Genomic DNA, 19,718 nt, shown 5'->3' on the forward strand with positions numbered 1-19,718 from the left:
AGACTCGCCATGGAGGCCCCGCCCCGCCGATAACTGCGCCTGGAAGCGACCTGGGTCAATGTCCGGCTCATGGCCCCGCAGGCGGCGGATCGCGCCAGTATCGCCGGCGGCGGGCCTGGGAGTCCGGCACCTCGAAGGCCCCTAGTTGCAGACGAATGGCGCCTTGTTCGGCACTGTCGTAGATGGCCATGCCCAACCGTCGATACCGGGCCATCACCTGGGGATGGGGATGGCCGAACGTGTTGCCTTGACCTCGGGAAATCAAAATCGAATGCGGCTCGAGGCGCGACAGCAATGCCATGGACGATGAACTGCGACTGCCATGATGGGGCGCGGCCAGCCACTGGGTCGGCACTGCCAGCGGGCCATTGAGCAAGGCACGTTCGGCATGGACGTCGATATCGCCGGTCAACAGCAACCGCTCGCCGTTGGCTTCGACCAGCAGCACACAGGATTTCTGGTTGCTTTCAAGAGCCGATGACCATTGCCACACTTCGAAGCGGACGCCGTCCCACTCCCACTGTTCGCCGCTGTCGCAAGCCTCGGCTTCAAGGACGACAGGCAGCGCGGCCGGATCGCCGCTGATCACCCGCAGCGTTGCCAGCCCGTTGCGCACGGCCTGGGCGCCACCGGCGTGATCGGCATCGGCATGGCTGAGCAGCATCAGGTCCAGCTTCCGTACACCCAACTTGCGCAAGGTCGGCAGCACGACACGCTCGCCCACATCGGCATCGCCAAAACGAGGCCCTGCGTCATAGAGCAGGCTGTGACGACGGGTGCGCACCAGCACTGCCAGTCCCTGGCCCACATCCAGTTGCCAGACCTCCGCTCGCCCTGGCGGCACTTCTTCCTGTGGCGCAAACACCATCAGCAGCAACATCGGCCAACCCAGCACACGCAGCGGTACGCCCTTTGGCAGTAACAGCACGACAGCGCCAAGCGCGGCGATGCACCACGCCCACAGAGGGATCGGGACGGGGACCCAGGCCGGTATTCGCCCGGCCACCAGCGCAAGGCCCTTGAACAGCAGATCGAGCAAGCCCCCGGCAATCCATAGCAGCGCTTCGCCGATGAGCGGTACCGGCAGCAACACCGTGCCGAGCAATGCCGACGGCAATACCAGCAGGCTGATCCAGGGCACCGCCAACAGGTTCACCAGCGGCCCGCTGAGACTCACCGGCAGGCCCAATATCAGCAACAACGGGCATAGCCCGACCGCCACCAGCCACTGGGCGCGGGTCCAGGTTTGCCACCAGCGCCAGGGCCCCAGACGCCCGCCGAACGTGAACATCAGTACCGCGACCGCGGCAAATGACAACCAGAACCCCGGTCGCAGGCTGGCCAAGGGATCGAACAACAGCACCCCATCGAAGGCCAGCAACCACGCCCGCCAGGAGTCGGGATGCTTGAAGCGCAAGCGCCACAACAGCACCAGGCCGATCATCGCACAGGCCCGCCGCACCGGCACTTCGAACCCGGCGAGCAAACCGTAGCCCAGGGCCGCGATGAAGGCCAAGGCACAGGCCCAAGGTAACCACGGCAGACGTCTCGGCCACAGGCCATAACGCGCCGCACCGGCCACCAGCAGGTACATAAGGCCTGCAAGCAGGCCGATGTGCTGACCGGAAATCACCAGCAAATGGACAGTGCCGGTGTCCTGCAATACCTGCCAGTCTTCACGGCTCAACCCGCCACCATCGCCCAGGACCAATGCCATCAGCGCCCCGGAGCGGCCTTGGGCATCGACCTGTGCCAGCGCTTGGCGCACCCCGTCGCGCCAAGCGCCCCGGGCCGATTGCAAGCGCCGGCCATCCTTGACCGTACCGGTAGCGCCAGTGCCCCGGCTCAACAACCAGGCTTGATGGTCGAAACCGTGTGGGTTCAACAGCCCGGCAGGCCGCTTGAGCTTCACCGCCAGCCGCCACCGCTCGCCACTGCTCACCGGTGGCCCGCCGAACCAGGCCAGGCGCATTGACGTCGGCAGGCGGGTGCGTCGCGATCGGGCCTCGACCAGATCGAAGCGCACCACGCCTTCACTGTATTGCGGCAAACCGATGACCCGTCCTTCAACCCAGCGGGTTTCACCATCCAGTGCGGCCGGTAGGCGTTCGTCCAATGCTGTTTGCGCCGACAGGCAGGCCCAGGCCAACCCCAACAGGAAAAAACCCAGCGGATACGCTCGAAACGGCAGCACCATCAGCGCCAGGATCGGCATCGCCGCGACCAGCCACAACGGCGGCAACGCCGGAAAGAAAACCGGGGCCACCAGCCCCAGTGCAAGCGCGACCAACCCTGTGCGCATAACCCGTCCTTGAGAGTCCTTTCTCCAGGCTTAGCCGGTCTGCGGCACCGTGCGCGTTATCAATTGTCACAAACTCTGAATCTGCCGGTCTTAGAATCCGGACATACTTGCCGCTTCATTGCTTTGAACCGACCGAGAAGCCTTATGCCCCGGCGCCTATTCAAACGTTACATGCCTGACCCAGCTAGCATTCGGGAACACAAATCCTTACGCTTTCTCGGCACCCTGCTGCATGACCCCAACCTCTGGCACCTCAATCGTCACTCCGTGGCCAGGGCCATGGCGGTCGGCCTGTTCGCGGCTTTTCTCCCCATTCCCTTGCAGATGCTCCTGGCGGCAGCATTGGCCGTTGCAGTGCGGGGCAACATTCCGATTGCGGTAAGCCTGGTCTGGCTGACCAACCCCATCACCATGCCCGCGGTATTCTTCTGCACCTACCAGACCGGCGCCTGGCTGATGGACGTGCCTGCCCGGACGCTGCCGGACGAACTGACCTGGGCGTGGATCACCGAACAACTGTCCACCTTGTGGCAGCCGTTCCTGCTGGGGTCGGTGGTGACCGGCTTGGTGCTTGGCGCCCTGGCCTACTTCGTCACCATGAGTTATTGGCGCTGGTGGGTGGCCCGGCAATGGCACCGGCGCAAGAAAAGCCGGATGTGAGATACGAAAAGGCTCCATTTCAGGGGCCCGTTTTTTGGGTGCTTGTCCTGGCCCCTTCGCGGGCAAGCCCGCTCCCACAGGAACAGGAGTCGTGTACAAATTCTCTGTGGGAGCGGGCTTGCTCGCGAAGAAGGCGACGCGCTCTCGCTTATGTACGCATGCCACGCCCACTGACCAGCAACCGGGCGCAACCGATATACAGCACCACGGTCGCCACCAGCATGAAAGTGATCGCAACGCTGATGCGGATATCCGATACCCCGAGGATGCCGAAGCGGAAGGCGTTGACCATGTGCAACACCGGGTTGGCCAGGGACACGGTCTGCCAGAACGGTGGCAACAGGGAAATGGAATAGAACACCCCGCCCAGGTAAGTCAGCGGCGTGAGCACGAACGTGGGGATGATGGAAATGTCATCGAAGTTGCGCGCAAACACGGCGTTGATGAATCCCAGCAATGAAAAGATCGTCGCCGTGAGCACCACCACCAGTACCGTCACGCCCAGGTGATGCACCTGCAGATGGGTAAAGAACAGCGACAGCAAGGTCACGATCAGGCCCACCGCCAGGCCGCGCAACACGCCGCCCAGGGTGTAGCCGATCAGGATCGTATGGGGCGAAACCGGCGACACCATCAACTCTTCGATCGAGCGCTGGAACTTGCTGCCGAAGAAGCTCGACACCACGTTGCCGTAGGAGTTGGTGATCACCGACATCATGATCAGCCCCGGCACGATGTAGTCCATGTACGTGAAACCGCCCATGTCGCCGATCTGCCGACCGATCAGGTTGCCGAAGATCACGAAGTACAAAACCATGGTGATGGCCGGCGGCAGCAGGGTCTGCGGCCAGATCCGCGTGAAGCGCCGGACTTCACGGTAAACGATGGTATTGAGGGCGATGAGGTTGGGTCGTAGTTCGGAACTCATACCGCCACCTTTGCCAGGTTTTTTTCCACCAGGGACACGAACAGCTCCTCAAGGCGATTGGTTTTGTTGCGCAGGCTCTGCACTTCGATGTTCTGCAGGGCCAGTTGAGTGAACAACCCGGTGATGCCGACGCTTTTATCCACCTGGACTTCCAGGGTGCGATGATCCACCAGTCGGGCCGGATAGCCGATCAATTGGGGGGCGGCCTTCAGGTCGCCCTTCAGATCCAGCAGGAACGTCTCCACGTGCAGTTGGCTGAGCAATTGCCGCATGCTGGTGTTCTCGACGATGGTGCCGTGGTCGATGATGCCGATGTTGCGGCACAGCTGTTCGGCCTCTTCCAGGTAATGGGTGGTGAGGATGATGGTGATGCCTTTCTGGTTCAGCTCGGTCAGGAAGGTCCACATCGATCGACGCAACTCGATGTCCACGCCTGCGGTCGGTTCGTCGAGGATCAGCAGGCGCGGCTCATGCACCAGCGCACGGGCAATCATCAGTCGGCGCTTCATGCCGCCGGACAATGAACGGGACGGCACGTCACGCTTGTCCCACAACCCCAACTGGGTCAGGTACTGCTCGGCTCGCTCGTTGGCGATCTTCGGCGGGATGCCGTAGTAACCCGCCTGGGTCACGACGATGTCGAAAGTCTTTTCGAACTGGTTGAAATTGAACTCCTGGGGCACCACGCCGATGCAGCGCTTGAGCGCCGCGGGCTCGCGGTCCAGGTCATGGCCGAAGACATTCACCGTGCCACTGGTCTTGTTCACCAGGGTGGAAAGAATGCCGATGGTGGTGGATTTGCCGGCACCGTTGGGGCCGAGCAAGGCGAAAAAATCACCTTCGGCGACGTCCAGATCGATACCACTCAGGGCCTGGAAACCGTTGCCGTAGGTTTTGGTTAGCTGCCGGATGGACAGAGCGGAACTCATATCGGATCTACGCACCAAGAAGAGAGGAAAGGAATACATGAGGGCGCGCGGCGAGCAATACAACCATGGCGCACGAAGGCCATGGTGCTTGGCGCCGCCGCACAAGTACAGTCACGCGTGTCGATAGTAAGTATTAAGTCAACGCGGTCATGACGGCCTTGCGGTAAGCCGGACGCTGCTGCAACCGCCGGTACCAGGCTTCGAGATGAGGCTGCGCCACCCGCTCGATGGGCATTTCGAGCCAAGCATAGATGAAACTGCCCAACGGAATGTCGCCCATGCCGATTTCCTCACCCGAGAGATAGGGCCGCTCACTCAAGGCCTCGTCTGCCATTGCCAGCAAGCCCTCGCATTCCTTGATCGCCGCCCGGATGGCGGGCCAGTCCTGTTGCTCGGCTGGCGTGCGCAGCACGCCCCAGAACACGGTGCGGAACGGTCCGGCAAAGGACGACGTGGTCCAGTCCATCCATTTGTCAGCCGTGGCCCGCGCCTGGAGATCGGTCGGGTACCAGGCTGAACCGGGTGCATGACGAGCCAGCAGATAACGCACGATAGCGTTGGATTCCCACAGCACGAAACCGTCGTCTTCGATCATTGGGACACGGCCGTTGGGGTTCTTCGCCCGATACTCCGGCGTGTCCACCACCCCGAATGCGCCGCCCGCATCGATGGCCTCGAAGGCCAGCCCCAGCTCTTCGGCGCACCACAGTGCCTTGCGGACATTCGATGAATTCTTCCGGCCCCAGATCTTCAGCATCACGGTTCCCCTCAGTGGATAAATGCCGCAGCAGCATACGCCGGATCAGTCGCGACTCAAATTGTCACCACGATCCAGAGCCTAACTTTTCCCTGTGGCGAGGGGATTTATCCCCTTGCCACAGTTTTTGCGTTTCGCCCTGGTCATCTCACGTCTCAAACCTATCTGCGGCTAATGCCATTTCAGCCAAACAATGGCGCTTTCTCACTTTTGCAACGAACCATTTCCCACGCTTGTTGCCAACCAGACTGGCGCAATGCATCCGGGGTTTCCCACGAAATCAATCACATCGCGCCGACCGCCGCTTTTACAGATGCCGTCTAAGCTCTGTGGGTCGGTTTTGCCCTGGTTCACGGAGGACTACCTATGCTGTTGTTGTGGATACTGGTTCTGGTCGTCGGGATAGCCTGGTTGGCGCATCGGCGCATCGCCCCGCTGCCCGCGCTGGGTATCATCGCGGTGTACCTGCTGGCGATGGGCATATTCAGCCATGCGCCGGGCGCGCTGATGCTGATCCTCTGGGTCGTGCTCGCCGCCATCGCGGCGCCTTTGCTGCTGCCGGACCTGCGCCGCCGATATTTCAGCGCGCCGATGTTCGACTGGTTCCAGAAGACCCTGCCGCCCATGTCGGAGACCGAACGCGATGCCATCGACGCCGGTACGGTGTGGTGGGATGGCGAGCTGTTCAGCGGCCGTCCGGATTGGGACCAATTGCTGGCCTATCCCAAGGTGCAACTGACCGAGGAAGAACAGGCATTCCTCGACGGTCCCACCGAAGCACTCTGCGCCATGGTCAGCGATTGGCAGATCGGCCAGGCCATGGACCTGCCGCCCGAAGCCTGGGCACACATCAAGGAGCACGGCTTCTTCGCACTGATCATTCCAAAGGAATACGGAGGCAAGGGTTTCTCCGCCTACGCCCACTCCCAGGTAGCGATGAAACTGGCCACCCGCAGCGGCGACCTGGCCTCCACGGTGATGGTCCCCAACTCCCTCGGCCCGGCGGAGCTGCTGTTGCACTACGGTACGGAGGAACAGCGCGACCATTACCTGCCGCGGCTGGCCCGTGGCGACGATATTCCGTGCTTCGCCCTGACCGGTCCCCTGGCCGGCTCCGACGCCGGGGCCATGCCCGACACTGGCATCATCTGCAAAGGTGACTGGCAAGGCCAGGAAACCCTGGGCCTGCGCCTGAACTGGGAGAAGCGCTACATCACCCTGGGCCCCGTGGCCACCCTCCTCGGCCTGGCCTTCAAGGCCTATGATCCCGATCACCTGCTGGGGGACGAAGAAGACCTGGGCATCAGCCTCGCGTTGATTCCCACCGATACTCCCGGCGTTCATATAGGCCGGCGTCACCTGCCCCTCGGCGCGGCGTTCATGAACGGGCCGAACTGGGGCAAGGATGTGTTCATCCCGCTGGACTTCCTCATCGGCGGCCAGCCCATGCTTGGCAAGGGCTGGATGATGCTGATGAACTGCCTGTCGGTGGGCCGTTCGATTTCCCTGCCGGCCGTGGGCACCGGCGCGGCGAAGTTCACCAGCCTGGTGACCGGCCAGTACGCCCAGGTGCGCGAACAGTTCAACGTGCCGTTGTCCGCCTTCGAAGGCATCCAGGAAGCCATGGCGCGTATCGGTGGCAATGCCTGGATGATGGATGCCGCCCGCATGCTGACCGCCAACGCGGTGGACCTGGGGGAAAAGCCCTCGGTGCTGTCGGCAATCCTCAAGTACCACCTGACCGAACGCGGTCGCGAGTGCATAGGCCACGCCATGGATGTGCATGGCGGCAAAGGCATCATCATGGGCCCGAACAACTACCTGGGGCGCAGCTGGCAAGGCGCGCCGATCTTCATCACCGTGGAAGGCGCGAACATCCTGTCGCGCAACCTGATGATCTTCGGCCAGGGGGCGATCCGCTGCCATCCGTTCGTGCTCAAGGAAATGGCCTTGGCGAGCCGTGAAGACAAGGATCAGGCGCTGGTGGAGTTCGACGGCTTGTTGCTCAAGCACATCGGCTTCGCCATCAGCAACGCCGCCAGCACCCTGGTACTGAACCTGGGCCTGGGGCATTTCGACCGGGCTCCCGGCAACACCCTGAGCCAGGGGTATTTCCGCGCGCTCAATCGACAGGCAGCGGCCTTTGCCCTGTTGGCAGACCTGAGCATGATGCTGCTGGGCGGTGAGCTCAAGCGTCGAGAACGCCTGTCGGCGCGCCTGGGCGATGTGTTGAGCAACCTTTACCTGGCCTCGGCGGCGCTCAAGCGCTATCACGACCTGGATTCGCCGGACCACATGACGCCACTGTTCACTTGGGCGATGGAGGAGAGTCTCGGCCAGTCGGAGCGTGCACTGGACGAACTGCTGGCCAATTTCCCGAACCGGCTGCTCGGTGGCCTGCTGCGCTGTGTGGTGTTCCCCTTCGGCCGTCGCCACAAGGGGCCAAGCGACAGGCTGGACGCAGAAGTGGCGGCAGTGATCGGCCGGGCCAAGGGCGACCCGACCCTCGAGGAATTGCTGCAGGGCTGCTATCGCCCGCTCTCGGTCGACGATCCGGTCGGCGCCCTGCAACATGCCGCCAACCTGCTGACGGCCGCCCAGCCGTTGCAGAAGAAGTTGCACGCGGCGCTCAAGCATGGTCAGCTCAAGGCGGTTCCCGGCGAGCACCTTATCGACGCGGCCCTCGAAGCCGGTGTGCTGCAGGCCGGCGAAGCCCAGACCCTGCATGCCGCCGAAGCTGCGCGGCGCAAGGTGATCGACGTTGACGACTTCGACAAAGAGGCTCTGACGCTCGCCGAGGGCAAGGTTCGTTGATTTAAGGCGAGGAGATTTTTCCCCTCGCCACAAAGGACTGGCCCCACGCTGACCCACGGCGATGTAAAAACCGGCGCAGGGGCTTTATACTCCCGCGCCCGTTTTGCTCTTGAGGACTTATCTCGTGTCCAATGTCGTTGCCGATCACCTTGTCTTGCTCGACCACTTGCGCAGCATCCTGGTCGCCGTAGGTGAGGCCGAACAGGTTCCCGAAGAAAGCCATGCGCTGTTCCTGGAGCGCTTCGATGAATTGCGCGCGCAACTGCCCGTCGACCCCATCGAAAGCCAGTATTTGGGCCAGGACCTCCTCTGCCAGGTAATCGTCCGTTATCCACAGATCGCCCACCTGGTGCCGCGTGACCTGCTGTGGTATTTCGGGGGCGATTGCCTGCACTACATGCCCGACGAGGAAATCGACCTGTACCAGGCCCTCGAAGAACGTCGTTTCGAAGCCGAACAGAACGACGAACCTTTCGACTGGAACCAGGAAAAGCAATTGCTGGCGATGTCTGACCAGGACAGCAAGCACTGATTGCGATCAGTCATGCAAAGGCCCGCACGGTTAACCCTGCGGGCTTTTTTCTTGGTCGGAATCTGACGATCCTGGGCAAGCAAAATACTGTGGGAGCGAGCCTGCTCGCGATAGCGGAGCGTCTGTCACGCAAGTGTTGAATGTGCCAATGCCATCGCGAGCAAGCTCGCTTCGTGGTGGCGTAAAAAATCGTCCGAACGCAGCAACGCCTTCGGACGATCCTTTTGGTTTTCTGCTGGACTCATTTGCTGCTGCCGATTTCTCCTCCCGAATCCTGGTCAAAGAACTCCGGAATCGGATAGTTGAAACTATTGAGCCAGCGCTGCATGGCCATTTCACGCTCGGCGGCGGAGACGGTTTGCAGATTGGTGGATGCAACCACGCCGCGAATCTGCAACTGCATCCAGCTCTCGGTGCCTTGTTGCGCGGTCGAAGAGGGCCCCGGCTCGATTGCCCAGGCGAAGGTGGACAGGCATGCGATGCAGACGATCAACAGCTGTTTCGTTTTCATCTCTTGAACTCCTCGTAACGCTCTACTTGGCCGCGCCGGATGAAGCATCGACAACCTCATTCGAACGGTCTGCCTGTGTCGTTCCCGTCTTGGTGGCTGCCCCTCTGATCTTCTCTGCGCGGGCCTGGGCATCGGCCACTTGTGCGGGGCTCAGCCTGGCCATGTTCGCGAGTTCGGCAGCTTGCTTCCAGCTGTCCTGGTAGATCAGCAACGTCACCATGTTGAGGGCGGCCAGGGAGTCCGCTTGCCTGAGTTCCATGGCGGTCATGAACTCGAAACGCGCTTCAGGTATCCGGCGTTGATTGAGGTAGACGACGCCCAGGTCATTGCGGATTTTTCCTTCGGTCGGGGCCATTTTCGCTGCGCGCTCAAGGTGTTCGGTGGCGCTGTCATTATCATTCCTGGCAGCGGCCAACTGGCCGAGGCCATGCTCCCCATCGGCGGCCAGGCAGGTTCCGAGCCGGCTCTTATACAACGGTTCGGCTTCGTTACGGCCCATCAGGCGCAGTACCCGGGCCTTGCGCAGGCGGACCTGGACGAGGTCTTCCGGCAGACCTTCGAGGTTCGCCAGGCTGGCATACAGACGCCCGTCATTGGCCATGTCATCCGCCAGGTTCAGGGCCAGTTCCTGATCGGAACTGGGCCTGGCGCAACTGGACGGCCGGGAAGCGACTACGCCGTTACTGGCACAGCCGGCGAGTATCAACGTCGCCGTTATCGCGATCACTGCTTTCATGGAATGTCCTCCGATACCAGGCTGACCCCCCACCCCCTCGCACATCAGGCGCCGGCTCATTGAGAAAGCCCGCTGCGGTTGTCGAACTCACCGTGTTCGAGGAAGTACATGCGATAGAAATTCGGGTCATAGTTGCGCAGCTGTTCACCCGGCAAGGTCGGCAGTTGCGCGTCGGCGGCCAGCGGTTGGACCAGGTGCGGCGTGACGATCATTAACAGTTCCCGTTCTTCACGGTCGATGGAGTGGTTACGGAAGAAGGCGCCGAGAATCGGGATGTCGCCCAGGCCGGGAAATTTGTTCACCTGGGAGGCGTTGCGCGTGCTGATCAGGCCGCTGATGACGAAACTTTCGCCGTCGGCCAGGGCAATGCTGGTATCGGTACGGCGCACGGTGAGCGCCGGAACCAGCGTGCCGGCAATGTTCACGGCATTGGTGAAGTCCAGCTCGCTGACTTCCGGAGCGACCTTCAATGCGATTCGGCTTTTGCCGATGACCGTCGGTGTCAGGGTCAGGCGGATACCGAACTCCTTGTACTCGATAGACACGTTGTCGCTGCCGGCACTGGGCACCGGAATCGGTACCTCGCCGCCGGCCAGGAAGCTCGCGCTCTGCCCACTGAGGGCAACCAGGCTCGGCCGCGCCAGGGTATAGGCAAAGCCGCTGCCTTCCAGCGCGTTGATCATCAGCAAGGTTTGCCCGGTGGCGAAGGACAGGTTGAACATGTCGTTATTGACTGGCAACGAAGGCCGGACCACGCCCCCGATGGTGGGCAGGGTCCTCGGCGAGCCGAACTGGAAGTTGCCGCGGCTGCCGAAGATCGAAGTCGAGGCCTCCTTGAGTTTGGTCCGGCTGACTTCAACGAAACGGATGTCGGTCTGTACCTGGGCGAGCAGCATCGGATCTTCGGACGGCACGCTCGCAGCAGTGGTCAGCGCCTCGGTGGCCCGGCCCTTGACGAAGATCATGCTCTGGCGGGGCATCTTCGAACACGCCGTCCAGACCATCAGGCTGGTAGCGCCCGGTGCTATGCCGGTGAGAATGAAGGCGTCGCTGCCACTGGGCTGCACGTCGGCGATTTTCGGGTCGCCCACTGCCAGTTTTGTCACTGGGGCCAGGATGCGCAATTCGTTCTGGAGCCCCTGGCCAACCTCGAAGGTCGCCGGCAGACTGTCCAGTTGCGAACAATTGCTGGCTGCGGCGTGTGCCGCATCCAGGCCGAGGCCCATCAGGAACAGGCCATGGATAAAGTGTTTTAACGCGGGCGCGGTACGATAGCTCATAGAATGCTCCTCGACAGAACAGGCCGTCCTTGGACGTGACCAGTTGCCTCGGATCATTTATGGGGTCCGGGCTACCCCTGTCTTATCACCCGGAATCAACCCGGGTTATCGAACGGTGACTGATACAAACAGTTCGCGTGGGAGGCGATTTACTGGCCACCTTGCTCACTTCTGATTGACGGTAGTTCACCTATGGCAAAGCGCCACGCCGAAAATAAAAAAAACGTCTGAAAAGTGGCGGAGGTGAAAGCCATGTCAAAATCAGCGTCAATAAACTGTCTTTTACACGATTGAAGTCTTTGTAGGAGCGGGTTTGCTTGCGCAAGCGATCCGTCACGCGACTCTGCATTGGCCGATGGTCAGCTTTCGCGAGCAAGCCCGCACACAGAGGACTTGTGTACACCCAATGCAGTCAGGCCGGCTATAAAGGTCTCCCTCACACAGCTACATATTCCCAAACGCCCTGAACACCCCAATCATGGCCGGCCCAATCGCAACCAGGAAAAAACTCGGCCACAAACAGAAGATCAGCGGAAAAATCAGTTTGGTACCGATCTTCGCCCCCATTTCCTCGGCCGCCTGGGTACGCCTATCGCGGAATTCGTCGGCATAGATACGCAAGGTATCGGCCACGCTGGTGCCGAAGCGGATGCTCTGCGCCAACAGGCTGACCAGCCCCTGGATGTCCTCCAGGCCGGTGCGCATGGCCAGTTGCCGGAGCGCCTCGGTACTGGTGATGCCTGCACGGATCTGCGCATTCACCAGTGCCAATTCCTCGGCCAGTTCAACCTGGCTCACTGCCATTTCCTCGGCCACCCGTTCGATAGTCGTGGGCAGGGCCAGGCCCGACTCGACGCACACCACCATCAGGTCCAGCGCATCCGGGAATGCGGCGCGCAACCGGGTCTGGCGCGCCTGCTTGCGCTTGCCGACATACAGCGCCGGCAGCAGCCAGCCGATGCCCACCATCATGGTCACCCCCAGCAGACCGATGATCACGGACACCTTGATCAGCGGCAGCAGCAAGAGCGCCAGGCCGAGCATCAACAGCGGCAGCATCAGGCGCACGGCCCAGTACATCTGCACCGCCGACGCCGAGCGGTAACCGGCGTGGGTCAGCAGGGTCTGGGTAGCGGACGTCTGGGCCGGGTCTGCCGAAGCGAAGCGCTGGCCGATCCGTTCGAGCAGCAGCTGCAGGTTCCCGGGCGCTTCATGCCCCGCCGCGCTGCCCGAATAGCCGCGCTTGATCAGCGCCAGGCGCCGTTGGACCGGGTCCTGCAACCCCAACATCAGCAACAGCAACGCCACTACGGTCAGCACCGTACTGAGACCAATCGCCGTGACGAACAACAGACGAGCCAACTCTTCGTTCCCGGTAAACCGACTGAGTAACCCGAGCAGAAAATCCATGACTGATACCCCGCGGCAAGACAGCGTTCAAACCTGGATCCGGATGATCTTCCGTATCCAGAAAATCCCGATCAACATGGCGCAGAAGGCACCGATGATCAGTTTGTGGCCTATGGGATCGTTGATCAGCACAGGCATGTAACTGGGGCTCGTGAGCACGATGGCAATCGCCAGCACGAAAGGAATCGCCACCAGCACCCAGGCCGACATGCGCCCTTCCGCCGAGAGGGTCCTGATTTTGCGCTGGAAGCGAAAGCGCCCGCGGATCAACCGACTCAAACGCTCCAGCACCTCGGTCAGGTTGCCGCCGGTTTCGCGGTGGATGAGGATCGAGGTCACCAGCATCATCACCGTCATGCTGGGCATGCGCTCCAGCAGGCCGAGCATGGCCCGACGCACATCGTTGCCATAGTTGATGTCGGCGAAGGTCAGGCCGAACTCCTGGGCCACCGGTCCCTTGTGCTCATCGGCTACCAACCGCAGGGTTTCGTTGAACGGGTGACCGGCGCGCAGGGCCCGGCACATGGCGTCCAGCGCATCCGGCAGACCTTCCTCGAACGCCGCGAAACGCTTGCTGCGGTCACGCAGGATTTTCAGCACCGGCAGCCAGAACAGCGCAAAGCCCGCCAGCAGTGCCAGCCACCAGAGCGGCGAAACCATCAGCACCAAGGCAGCGGCCGCCACGCCCAGGACCAGACCGAGCAGCATCACCCGATAGGCGCGGTACTCATGGCCAGCCTGCTCGATCAGTTGCGTCAGGTTGGCCATGAACGGCAACTGCTCGAGCCGGGCCTCCAGGGGTGACAGGCGCGTCAGGTATTTCTGCCGCAGTACGGTTTGCATATTGGGCAGATGGTTGGCCCTCTCCAGTACATGCAGGCGTCCACGGATGCGCTTGCGCATCTTGCCGGCCTCGCCGAACACCGGCACCACCACGCCCTGGGACAGGAGGAACACCGCGATGAACACCATGCCCAGGAAAATCAGGATGAATTCGGCAGGAATATTGTTCATGACGTCCGGGCCTCCATCCACTCAGGGCGGAACAGGGTCAGCGGCAACTCGATGCCGCGCTTGGCCAGTACATCGCGAAAGGCCGGGATCATGCCGCTGGGTCGATACTCACCCAACACCTCGCCATGCTCGCCGATGCCCTGGCGTGCAAAGCAGAAGATTTCTGTCATGGTGATGACCTCCCCTTCCATACCGTTGATCTCCTGGATGCTTACCACCCGTCGCTTGCCATCTTCTTGACGCTCCAGTTGGATCACTACATCGATGGCCGAGGCAATTTGTTGACGCATGGCCTTGATCGGAAACGTCGCGCCGGTCATCGACACCATGTTCTCGATTCGCCCCAATGCATCCCGTGCGGTGTTGGCATGGATGGTGGTCAAGGAACCATCGTGACCGGTGTTCATGGCTGTGAGCATGTCCAGCGCCTCGGCACCGCGCACCTCGCCAATGACAATCCGGTCCGGACGCATCCGCAGGCTGTTGCGCACCAGTTCCCGCTGGCTCACCTCGCCACGCCCTTCAATGTTCGAAGGCCGGGTTTCCAGGCGCACCACGTGGGGTTGCTGCAGTTGCAGTTCGGCCGAATCCTCGATGGTGACGATGCGTTCGTTGTGCGGGATGAAACTGGACAGCACATTGAGCATGGTGGTCTTGCCGCTGCCGGTGCCGCCGGAAATCAGCACGTTCAGGCGCCCGCGCACGATGGCCTTGAGCAACAGGGCAATGGCCGGGGTCATGGTGCCCACCTGGATCAGGCTATCGGTGTTGAGCAGGTCCACCGCGAAGCGCCGGATCGACATGCTCGGACCGTCAATGGCCAGCGGCGGGATGATCGCGTTGACCCGCGAACCATCCTTGAGCCGGGCGTCCACCAGCGGTGAGGACTCATCGATGCGCCGCCCCAGGCTGGAGACGATGCGGTCGATGATGTTCAACAGGTGCTGGTCATCACGAAAGCGCACATCGGTGCGTTGCAGCTTGCCGAAGCGCTCGACATAGACCGAGGCGAACCCGTTGACCAGGATGTCGGACACGCTGTGGTCGGCCAGCAACGGCTCCAGCGGACCGAGGCCCAGCACCTCGTCGGTGATCTGCTTGATGATCAACTGACGACTGGCGGTGCTCACCGGTGCCGAATGCTCGTCGAGCAGGCGCTGGCAGATATCGCGAATCTGCCGCGAGGCCTCGACCTGTTCGAGGGCGTCGAGCAAGGACAGGTCCATGACCTTGAGCAACTGCTGGTAGATCCTTTCCCGCCACTCGGCCTCCACCGGCGTGACCTGGCTACGGGTTTCGTAGAGCACGTCCGGGACGGCCTGTTCCCAGGCCATCAGTGCCTCTGTCGAGTCCGGCTGGCCGTCGCCGTGCAGGGGGGCCACTGAGGCGCCGGGTTTACCGGACTGTTTGCGCAAGCGGTTGCGAAAATCGCTGATCATGGGTCATCCCCCGAAAAAACGGTTGAAGGCGCGTTTGAACAGGCCTTTGTCTGTGCTCATCTGGTGACCGACCAGGTCTTCGGTCAAATCGCGCAGGGCGACGGTGATGGCCGCCCTCGGCGCGTGCAGCCCCAACGGCACGCCAGTGTTCTGACTCTGGCTGACCAGGTTGAAGTCATTGGGTAATCTGGACAGGTTCGCGCAGCGCAAGGCCTCGCCGATGTCCTTGAGGCTGATTGCGGCCGCCTTGTCATAGCGGTTGACCACGATCTGCAACTGCTCGCCGCGCACACCCAGGTCCTCGCGCAGGATCCGCACCAGGGCACTGGCATCGCGCAGGTGGCTGACGCTCTGTTGCACCACCACGTACACCCGGTCCACCTGCTCCAGCACGGAGCCGGTGAGATGATCGATCTGTCGTGGCAAGTCCACCACCACCCAGTCGTAGCTGGCGCGGGCCAGTTGCAGGAGCGTGTCGAGCTGTTCCGGTTGGGCGTCCTGGGGCAGGCACAATTCGCCAGCTCGACCGCCCAGCACGTGCAGGGTCGGGCTGAAGTGGCTACAAAAACCGCGCAGGGCGATGCTGTCCAGGTCGTCGATCTGCTGCAGCACTTCCAGATGGCTGTGGGACTGCGCCACGTCGAGGTAATGGGTCACGCTGCCGAACTGCAGATCCATGTCCAGCAACAGGGTATTCCCCGCCCGGGCACTCAGTTGTTGGGCCAGGTTGCAGGCCACCAGGGTCCCGCCGGAGCCGCCCTTGGCGCCGATCACGGCGACCAGCTTGCCCTCGGCGCCGCTGCCCAGGCGAACCTCGGCCACCAGGCGATTCAACGCTGCGACCAATTCGGGCTCGGCAATGGGCTCGGGCAGCACGTCACGGGCACCGGCCTGCATGGCCAGGCGCATGGCTTCCTGATCGCCCAACAGGCCGCACACCAGCATCGGTGGACGCTCATGGGCCGGACGCTGCAGCAACGCCGCCAGCTCTTCGCGCCATAAGTGGCTGACCCGCAACAGCAGCAGGTCGGGCATGCGCTCCAGGCCGTAAAGAGGATCGACATGCCCATTACTCACCAGCCGCGTACTGACTTCCAGGCAGGGCATGCGCTGGCAGACGCATTGCAAATCGCGCAGGGACGCCGCGTCGCGGCTGCTGATCAGCAGTCGCAACCCGGCTTTGCCGGTGGCGGTGGGGACTGGGGTTTCTCTGGTGTTCAGCATGGTGTGATCTCCCCGGAATCGGAATGACGCCCAAGGCTTTCGCGTGGCAAGGTTGCCCTGAAGGCGGGCAAGGTAATGGGTACGCCCAAGCCGGGAATGAACAGGTTGAACACATAGCCCTGCACACTCAGCTGAACATAACGGACGGCCCGGAAGCCGTTGACACTGACCGTGTCGGAGGGGTTCGCCACCACGGCGCCGTTGACGTCCAGGTAAGTCAGCGCCAGGTTCGTGGTGGCCAGGCTGCTGATCAGTTGGCTGGTGCCGGCGTCGGTCGCGGCGTTGAAGATGGCCCGGCGCAACACCACCGGATCGCTGATGTTGCACACCGCCGCCAGGCGCGCACCGCGCCGCGCGGCTTCATCCAGGGCGTTGGCGGTGAAGTACAACCGGCCCATCTCCACCACGCCGAACAGCAGGATGAACACCAACAGGCCGACGAAGGAAAACTCAACGATGTAGGTGCCGCGCATGGACTTCTGGTTCATCGGTTTCATCACAGCGCCCTCATCACAGTGGTTGCGACCAGCGGGATGCCCAACGGCATGGCGGCGCCGAAAAAGCCCGGCAGCGACCCGGTGCAATTACCCGCGCCGATCACCGGGCAGAACGTGTAGGTGATGGTGACGCGGACATGGGTGGTGCCCACCGCAGCGACTGCCACGTTGGCCGTGGTCAACCCGGACACTACGGCGCTGCCGACCTGGGCGGGCACGCCATACACCGCGACGTTTTTCGTCTGGGTCAACAAGGTGTTACTCAGGGCGATGCCGCCCAATGTAGAGTTCCAGGCCTGGCCGGCGACGAATCGATCGGCGTCACGGCTGGCCTGCAACAGCACGTTGTACTGGTAGAGCATGCGACCGAACTCACCGAAGGCCAGCAACAGCATCAGCACCAGGGGCAGCACCAGGGTGAACTCCACCAGCGCCACGCCTTGCTGGGCCTGCGGGTGTTTGAATTGAACAAGTCCCATGACGCCTCCTACGAGTCAGTGCTCGGATTGCCACTGCCGTTGAGGTAGGTTTTATAGAGCTGGATGATCTGCGGGCCGGCATCGCTGGACGGCGTGGGGCCCGGTACGCCATCGCCCTCACATTCCTGGACGAACTGGCCGAAGACCAGGGAATCCGTACCGCCACCATTCACCGGTTGCACGACGAAATAGCAGCCGAATCCCAACACGGGAATCGAGGTTGAACCGCCCTGCTTGCCGGTGCAGTTGCCGATCACGATTTTGAGCATCCGCCGTTCGAACACGCCATTGCTTTCACAACCGCTGCCGCTTCCGCCGACACAGGCGGCGACCTGGGTCCGCCAGTCGTTGTAATCCTTGATCGCCTCGCCGTCCGCCGAGAGATCGCCGTTGCTCGAGGTGACGACTTTTCCTTTGTACTTCGCCTTAGCGAGTGCATCGTCGTAAGTCATCGCCGGGGTACTCGACGAGGTCACCAGGTCCGGTGGGTAATCGGAGGAGCTGACCGGACCGTTGTAGATCCCGAAGCGGGTGTTCAAGCCCTGGGAAGTCGGGCCGGCCTTGTTGCCGGGTGCGGTCTGGACGTTATCACCAACATTGCGGCAGACTGACCCGCCGCCGGCCAGGTCTTCCCGAACCGCACTGCCGCCGGAGCCGAAATCGAGCAGTTGAAAGTTGCCAGGCCCGATGGGCGATGTATTGCCCGCCGCCGTCTTCAAGACCTGCAGGTCACCAAAGTGGTACCCCCAGAAATTGCCGGCCGCCGGGTTGTATTGGGCGGGGTCACCGCACACCATCAAGGGTGCCAGATCGCAAGGCGAGGTCGGGCTGGGACCGGCAGTGGCAATCGCCGCCACCCGTTTATTACCCAGACCGGCGCTGCCCATGGTCTGGACGAAACTCCAGAAAAACCCGTTCAGTTGATAACTCGATACCGACACCCGCACGTACTTGGCATCGGCAGGGCCGGGGTAAGAGAACGGGCCATAGACGCTGCTGGCCAGCTCGACCACGGCAAACGCCCCCGGATTGCCGGCGACGGCGGTGGCCAGTTCGGTGTTGCCCAAGGCCTGGGCGTTCTTGTTCAGCGTGTCCAGGGCTGCCACGCGGGTCGTGCTGGCCATGTTGAGGCCACCGGTGACCTGGCTCAGGGTCTTGGCCCCGCTCAAGGCTGCGGCATCCACCGCGTTCTGCAAACGCGTCTTGTTGAGCAGCATGTGGCCGCCATCCAGGGCCAACGCTGCCATCATGGAGATCGCCACCAAGGCAATCACCATCAATACACTCACTGCCCCTCCCTGGCGCCGTCCGATATCGGAATTCATCATCACGCCCTCGTCGACTGCATTGAGGATCGCCATCGCCTGGGAACCAGGCTGGTTCACGCCGCTCAGCGAAGGTTGATCACCTTGCTTTCAATGCCACGGATCACCGTCACCTCTGCGCTGTCCTGCGCCTTGACGACGCGTTGCACGATGGGCCGTGGTACCGGAGCGGCGGCTACCGCCATGACCGGTGGCGCTGGCGGTGCGACAGCCACGGCTTTCTTCTCCAGGTTCAGGGGGTTGCGCAAGGCCAGTTGCAGCTTGCCTTCGGTTTGCGCGGTGACCAGCGCCTCCGCTTCGACCGCCGTCATCTCCAGCGTCACGGCCCGCACCACCACCGGTTGGGTCTTGTCGGTGCCCGCGGTCTGGTCTACCGCCAGTACCCGCAGGTTTTCCAGGATCGTCCGGGACGTGGCGCTGTTACTGCCGGCACTGGTGGTCTTGGTCGCCAGCACATCGACCCGGTTACCCGGCAACAGGAACCCGCCGACGCCGACGACATCGTCGACCCGTACCGAGACGGCACGCTTGTCGGGCGCGATCAGCGAGGCCAGGGTGCTGCCCCCCAGGTGTTCGCTCAGACGCGCACCGCGCACGATATCGCCGCGCAGGATGTCGAACGTGGCGATCTTGCCCACGGCCTTTTCACTGGCGTCGAAGGCATCGTCCGGAATCGTATCCATCGGCATGCGTACGGTCGTGACCTGCTGGGCCTCGACCATTTGCCCGAAGGGGATTTCCACAGTGGCGACCACCACACTGCGCAGATGATCATCGGGGGTCGCATTGAGTCGCGCACTCAACCAGGAGTCGGCCATCCATGCAGCGCCAAGGCCCATTACCAGGGAAACGCCAATCAGCGGAAGCGTACGAGAGCTCAT

The 19,718-nt window shown here is 62.2% G+C and carries 18 protein-coding genes; 3 read left to right on the top strand and 15 right to left on the bottom strand.

Annotated elements, in window-relative coordinates; translation table 11 throughout:
• Window positions 1–67 precede the first annotated feature (67 nt).
• Window positions 68–2,302 (bottom strand): DNA internalization-related competence protein ComEC/Rec2, encoded by a 2,235-nt coding sequence (locus tag FBY02_RS17620; RefSeq protein WP_144929536.1) that lies wholly within the window; start codon window positions 2,300–2,302, stop codon window positions 68–70.
• Between the two features lie 144 nt (window positions 2,303–2,446).
• Here FBY02_RS17620 and FBY02_RS17625 point away from each other — a divergent pair, with 144 nt between their 5' ends.
• Window positions 2,447–2,962, top strand: a complete 516-nt coding sequence (locus FBY02_RS17625) for a DUF2062 domain-containing protein (protein ID WP_144929537.1) — start codon at window positions 2,447–2,449, stop codon at window positions 2,960–2,962.
• Between the two features lie 148 nt (window positions 2,963–3,110).
• Here the strand turns inward: FBY02_RS17625 and FBY02_RS17630 are convergent, their stop codons facing one another.
• From FBY02_RS17630 to FBY02_RS17640, 3 genes are all read right to left on the bottom strand, one after another.
• Complete coding sequence (locus FBY02_RS17630) at window positions 3,111–3,890, bottom strand: ABC transporter permease (RefSeq protein ID WP_047699055.1); 780 nt, start codon at window positions 3,888–3,890, stop codon at window positions 3,111–3,113.
• The gene (locus FBY02_RS17635; protein ID WP_144929538.1) at window positions 3,887–4,819 is read right to left on the bottom strand and encodes an ABC transporter ATP-binding protein; all 933 of its coding nucleotides are present in this window, start codon (window positions 4,817–4,819) and stop codon (window positions 3,887–3,889) included. The genes FBY02_RS17630 and FBY02_RS17635 overlap by 4 nt, the downstream gene beginning before the upstream one ends.
• A gap of 133 nt (window positions 4,820–4,952) precedes the next feature.
• Window positions 4,953–5,576, bottom strand: coding sequence for a glutathione S-transferase family protein (locus FBY02_RS17640; RefSeq protein WP_144929539.1), 624 nt, complete (start codon window positions 5,574–5,576; stop codon window positions 4,953–4,955).
• A gap of 366 nt (window positions 5,577–5,942) precedes the next feature.
• Here FBY02_RS17640 and FBY02_RS17645 point away from each other — a divergent pair, with 366 nt between their 5' ends.
• Window positions 5,943–8,390, top strand: a complete 2,448-nt coding sequence (locus tag FBY02_RS17645; RefSeq protein ID WP_144929540.1) for an acyl-CoA dehydrogenase — start codon at window positions 5,943–5,945, stop codon at window positions 8,388–8,390.
• A gap of 124 nt (window positions 8,391–8,514) precedes the next feature.
• Window positions 8,515–8,922, top strand: coding sequence for a PA2817 family protein (locus FBY02_RS17650; RefSeq protein WP_024776930.1), 408 nt, complete (start codon window positions 8,515–8,517; stop codon window positions 8,920–8,922).
• A 241-nt stretch (window positions 8,923–9,163) separates the two neighbouring features.
• Here FBY02_RS17650 and FBY02_RS17655 read toward each other — a convergent pair whose 3' ends face one another.
• From FBY02_RS17655 to cpaB, 11 genes are all read right to left on the bottom strand, one after another.
• Window positions 9,164–9,433, bottom strand: a complete 270-nt coding sequence (locus FBY02_RS17655; protein WP_144929541.1) for a DUF3613 domain-containing protein — start codon at window positions 9,431–9,433, stop codon at window positions 9,164–9,166.
• Window positions 9,434–9,455: 22 nt separating this feature from the next.
• The gene (locus FBY02_RS17660) at window positions 9,456–10,169 is read right to left on the bottom strand and encodes a tetratricopeptide repeat protein (protein WP_144929542.1); all 714 of its coding nucleotides are present in this window, start codon (window positions 10,167–10,169) and stop codon (window positions 9,456–9,458) included.
• 56 nt (window positions 10,170–10,225) lie between these two features.
• Window positions 10,226–11,449 (bottom strand): type II and III secretion system protein family protein, encoded by a 1,224-nt coding sequence (locus tag FBY02_RS17665; protein WP_047699044.1) that lies wholly within the window; start codon window positions 11,447–11,449, stop codon window positions 10,226–10,228.
• A 444-nt stretch (window positions 11,450–11,893) separates the two neighbouring features.
• Window positions 11,894–12,859: a type II secretion system F family protein gene (locus tag FBY02_RS17670; RefSeq protein ID WP_144929543.1), complete on the bottom strand. Its 966-nt coding sequence runs from the start codon at window positions 12,857–12,859 to the stop codon at window positions 11,894–11,896.
• Window positions 12,860–12,886: 27 nt separating this feature from the next.
• Window positions 12,887–13,873: a type II secretion system F family protein gene (locus tag FBY02_RS17675; protein ID WP_144929544.1), complete on the bottom strand. Its 987-nt coding sequence runs from the start codon at window positions 13,871–13,873 to the stop codon at window positions 12,887–12,889.
• Window positions 13,870–15,312, bottom strand: coding sequence for a CpaF family protein (locus FBY02_RS17680; RefSeq protein WP_144929545.1), 1,443 nt, complete (start codon window positions 15,310–15,312; stop codon window positions 13,870–13,872). The genes FBY02_RS17675 and FBY02_RS17680 overlap by 4 nt, the downstream gene beginning before the upstream one ends.
• 3 nt (window positions 15,313–15,315) lie before the next feature.
• Window positions 15,316–16,536: an AAA family ATPase gene (locus tag FBY02_RS17685; protein ID WP_144929546.1), complete on the bottom strand. Its 1,221-nt coding sequence runs from the start codon at window positions 16,534–16,536 to the stop codon at window positions 15,316–15,318.
• Window positions 16,530–17,024: a TadE family protein gene (locus FBY02_RS17690; RefSeq protein WP_144929565.1), complete on the bottom strand. Its 495-nt coding sequence runs from the start codon at window positions 17,022–17,024 to the stop codon at window positions 16,530–16,532. The genes FBY02_RS17685 and FBY02_RS17690 overlap by 7 nt, the downstream gene beginning before the upstream one ends.
• An 8-nt stretch (window positions 17,025–17,032) precedes the next feature.
• Window positions 17,033–17,512 (bottom strand): TadE/TadG family type IV pilus assembly protein, encoded by a 480-nt coding sequence (locus FBY02_RS17695; protein ID WP_144929547.1) that lies wholly within the window; start codon window positions 17,510–17,512, stop codon window positions 17,033–17,035.
• 8 nt (window positions 17,513–17,520) lie between these two features.
• Window positions 17,521–18,840, bottom strand: coding sequence for a Tad domain-containing protein (locus FBY02_RS17700; RefSeq protein WP_144929566.1), 1,320 nt, complete (start codon window positions 18,838–18,840; stop codon window positions 17,521–17,523).
• A 62-nt stretch (window positions 18,841–18,902) separates the two neighbouring features.
• Window positions 18,903–19,718: a Flp pilus assembly protein CpaB gene (cpaB, locus tag FBY02_RS17705; protein ID WP_144929548.1), complete on the bottom strand. Its 816-nt coding sequence runs from the start codon at window positions 19,716–19,718 to the stop codon at window positions 18,903–18,905.

The sequence above is a fragment of the Pseudomonas sp. SJZ078 genome (genome assembly GCF_007828255.1).
In the GTDB taxonomy this organism is placed as follows: Bacteria; Pseudomonadota; Gammaproteobacteria; order Pseudomonadales; family Pseudomonadaceae; genus Aquipseudomonas.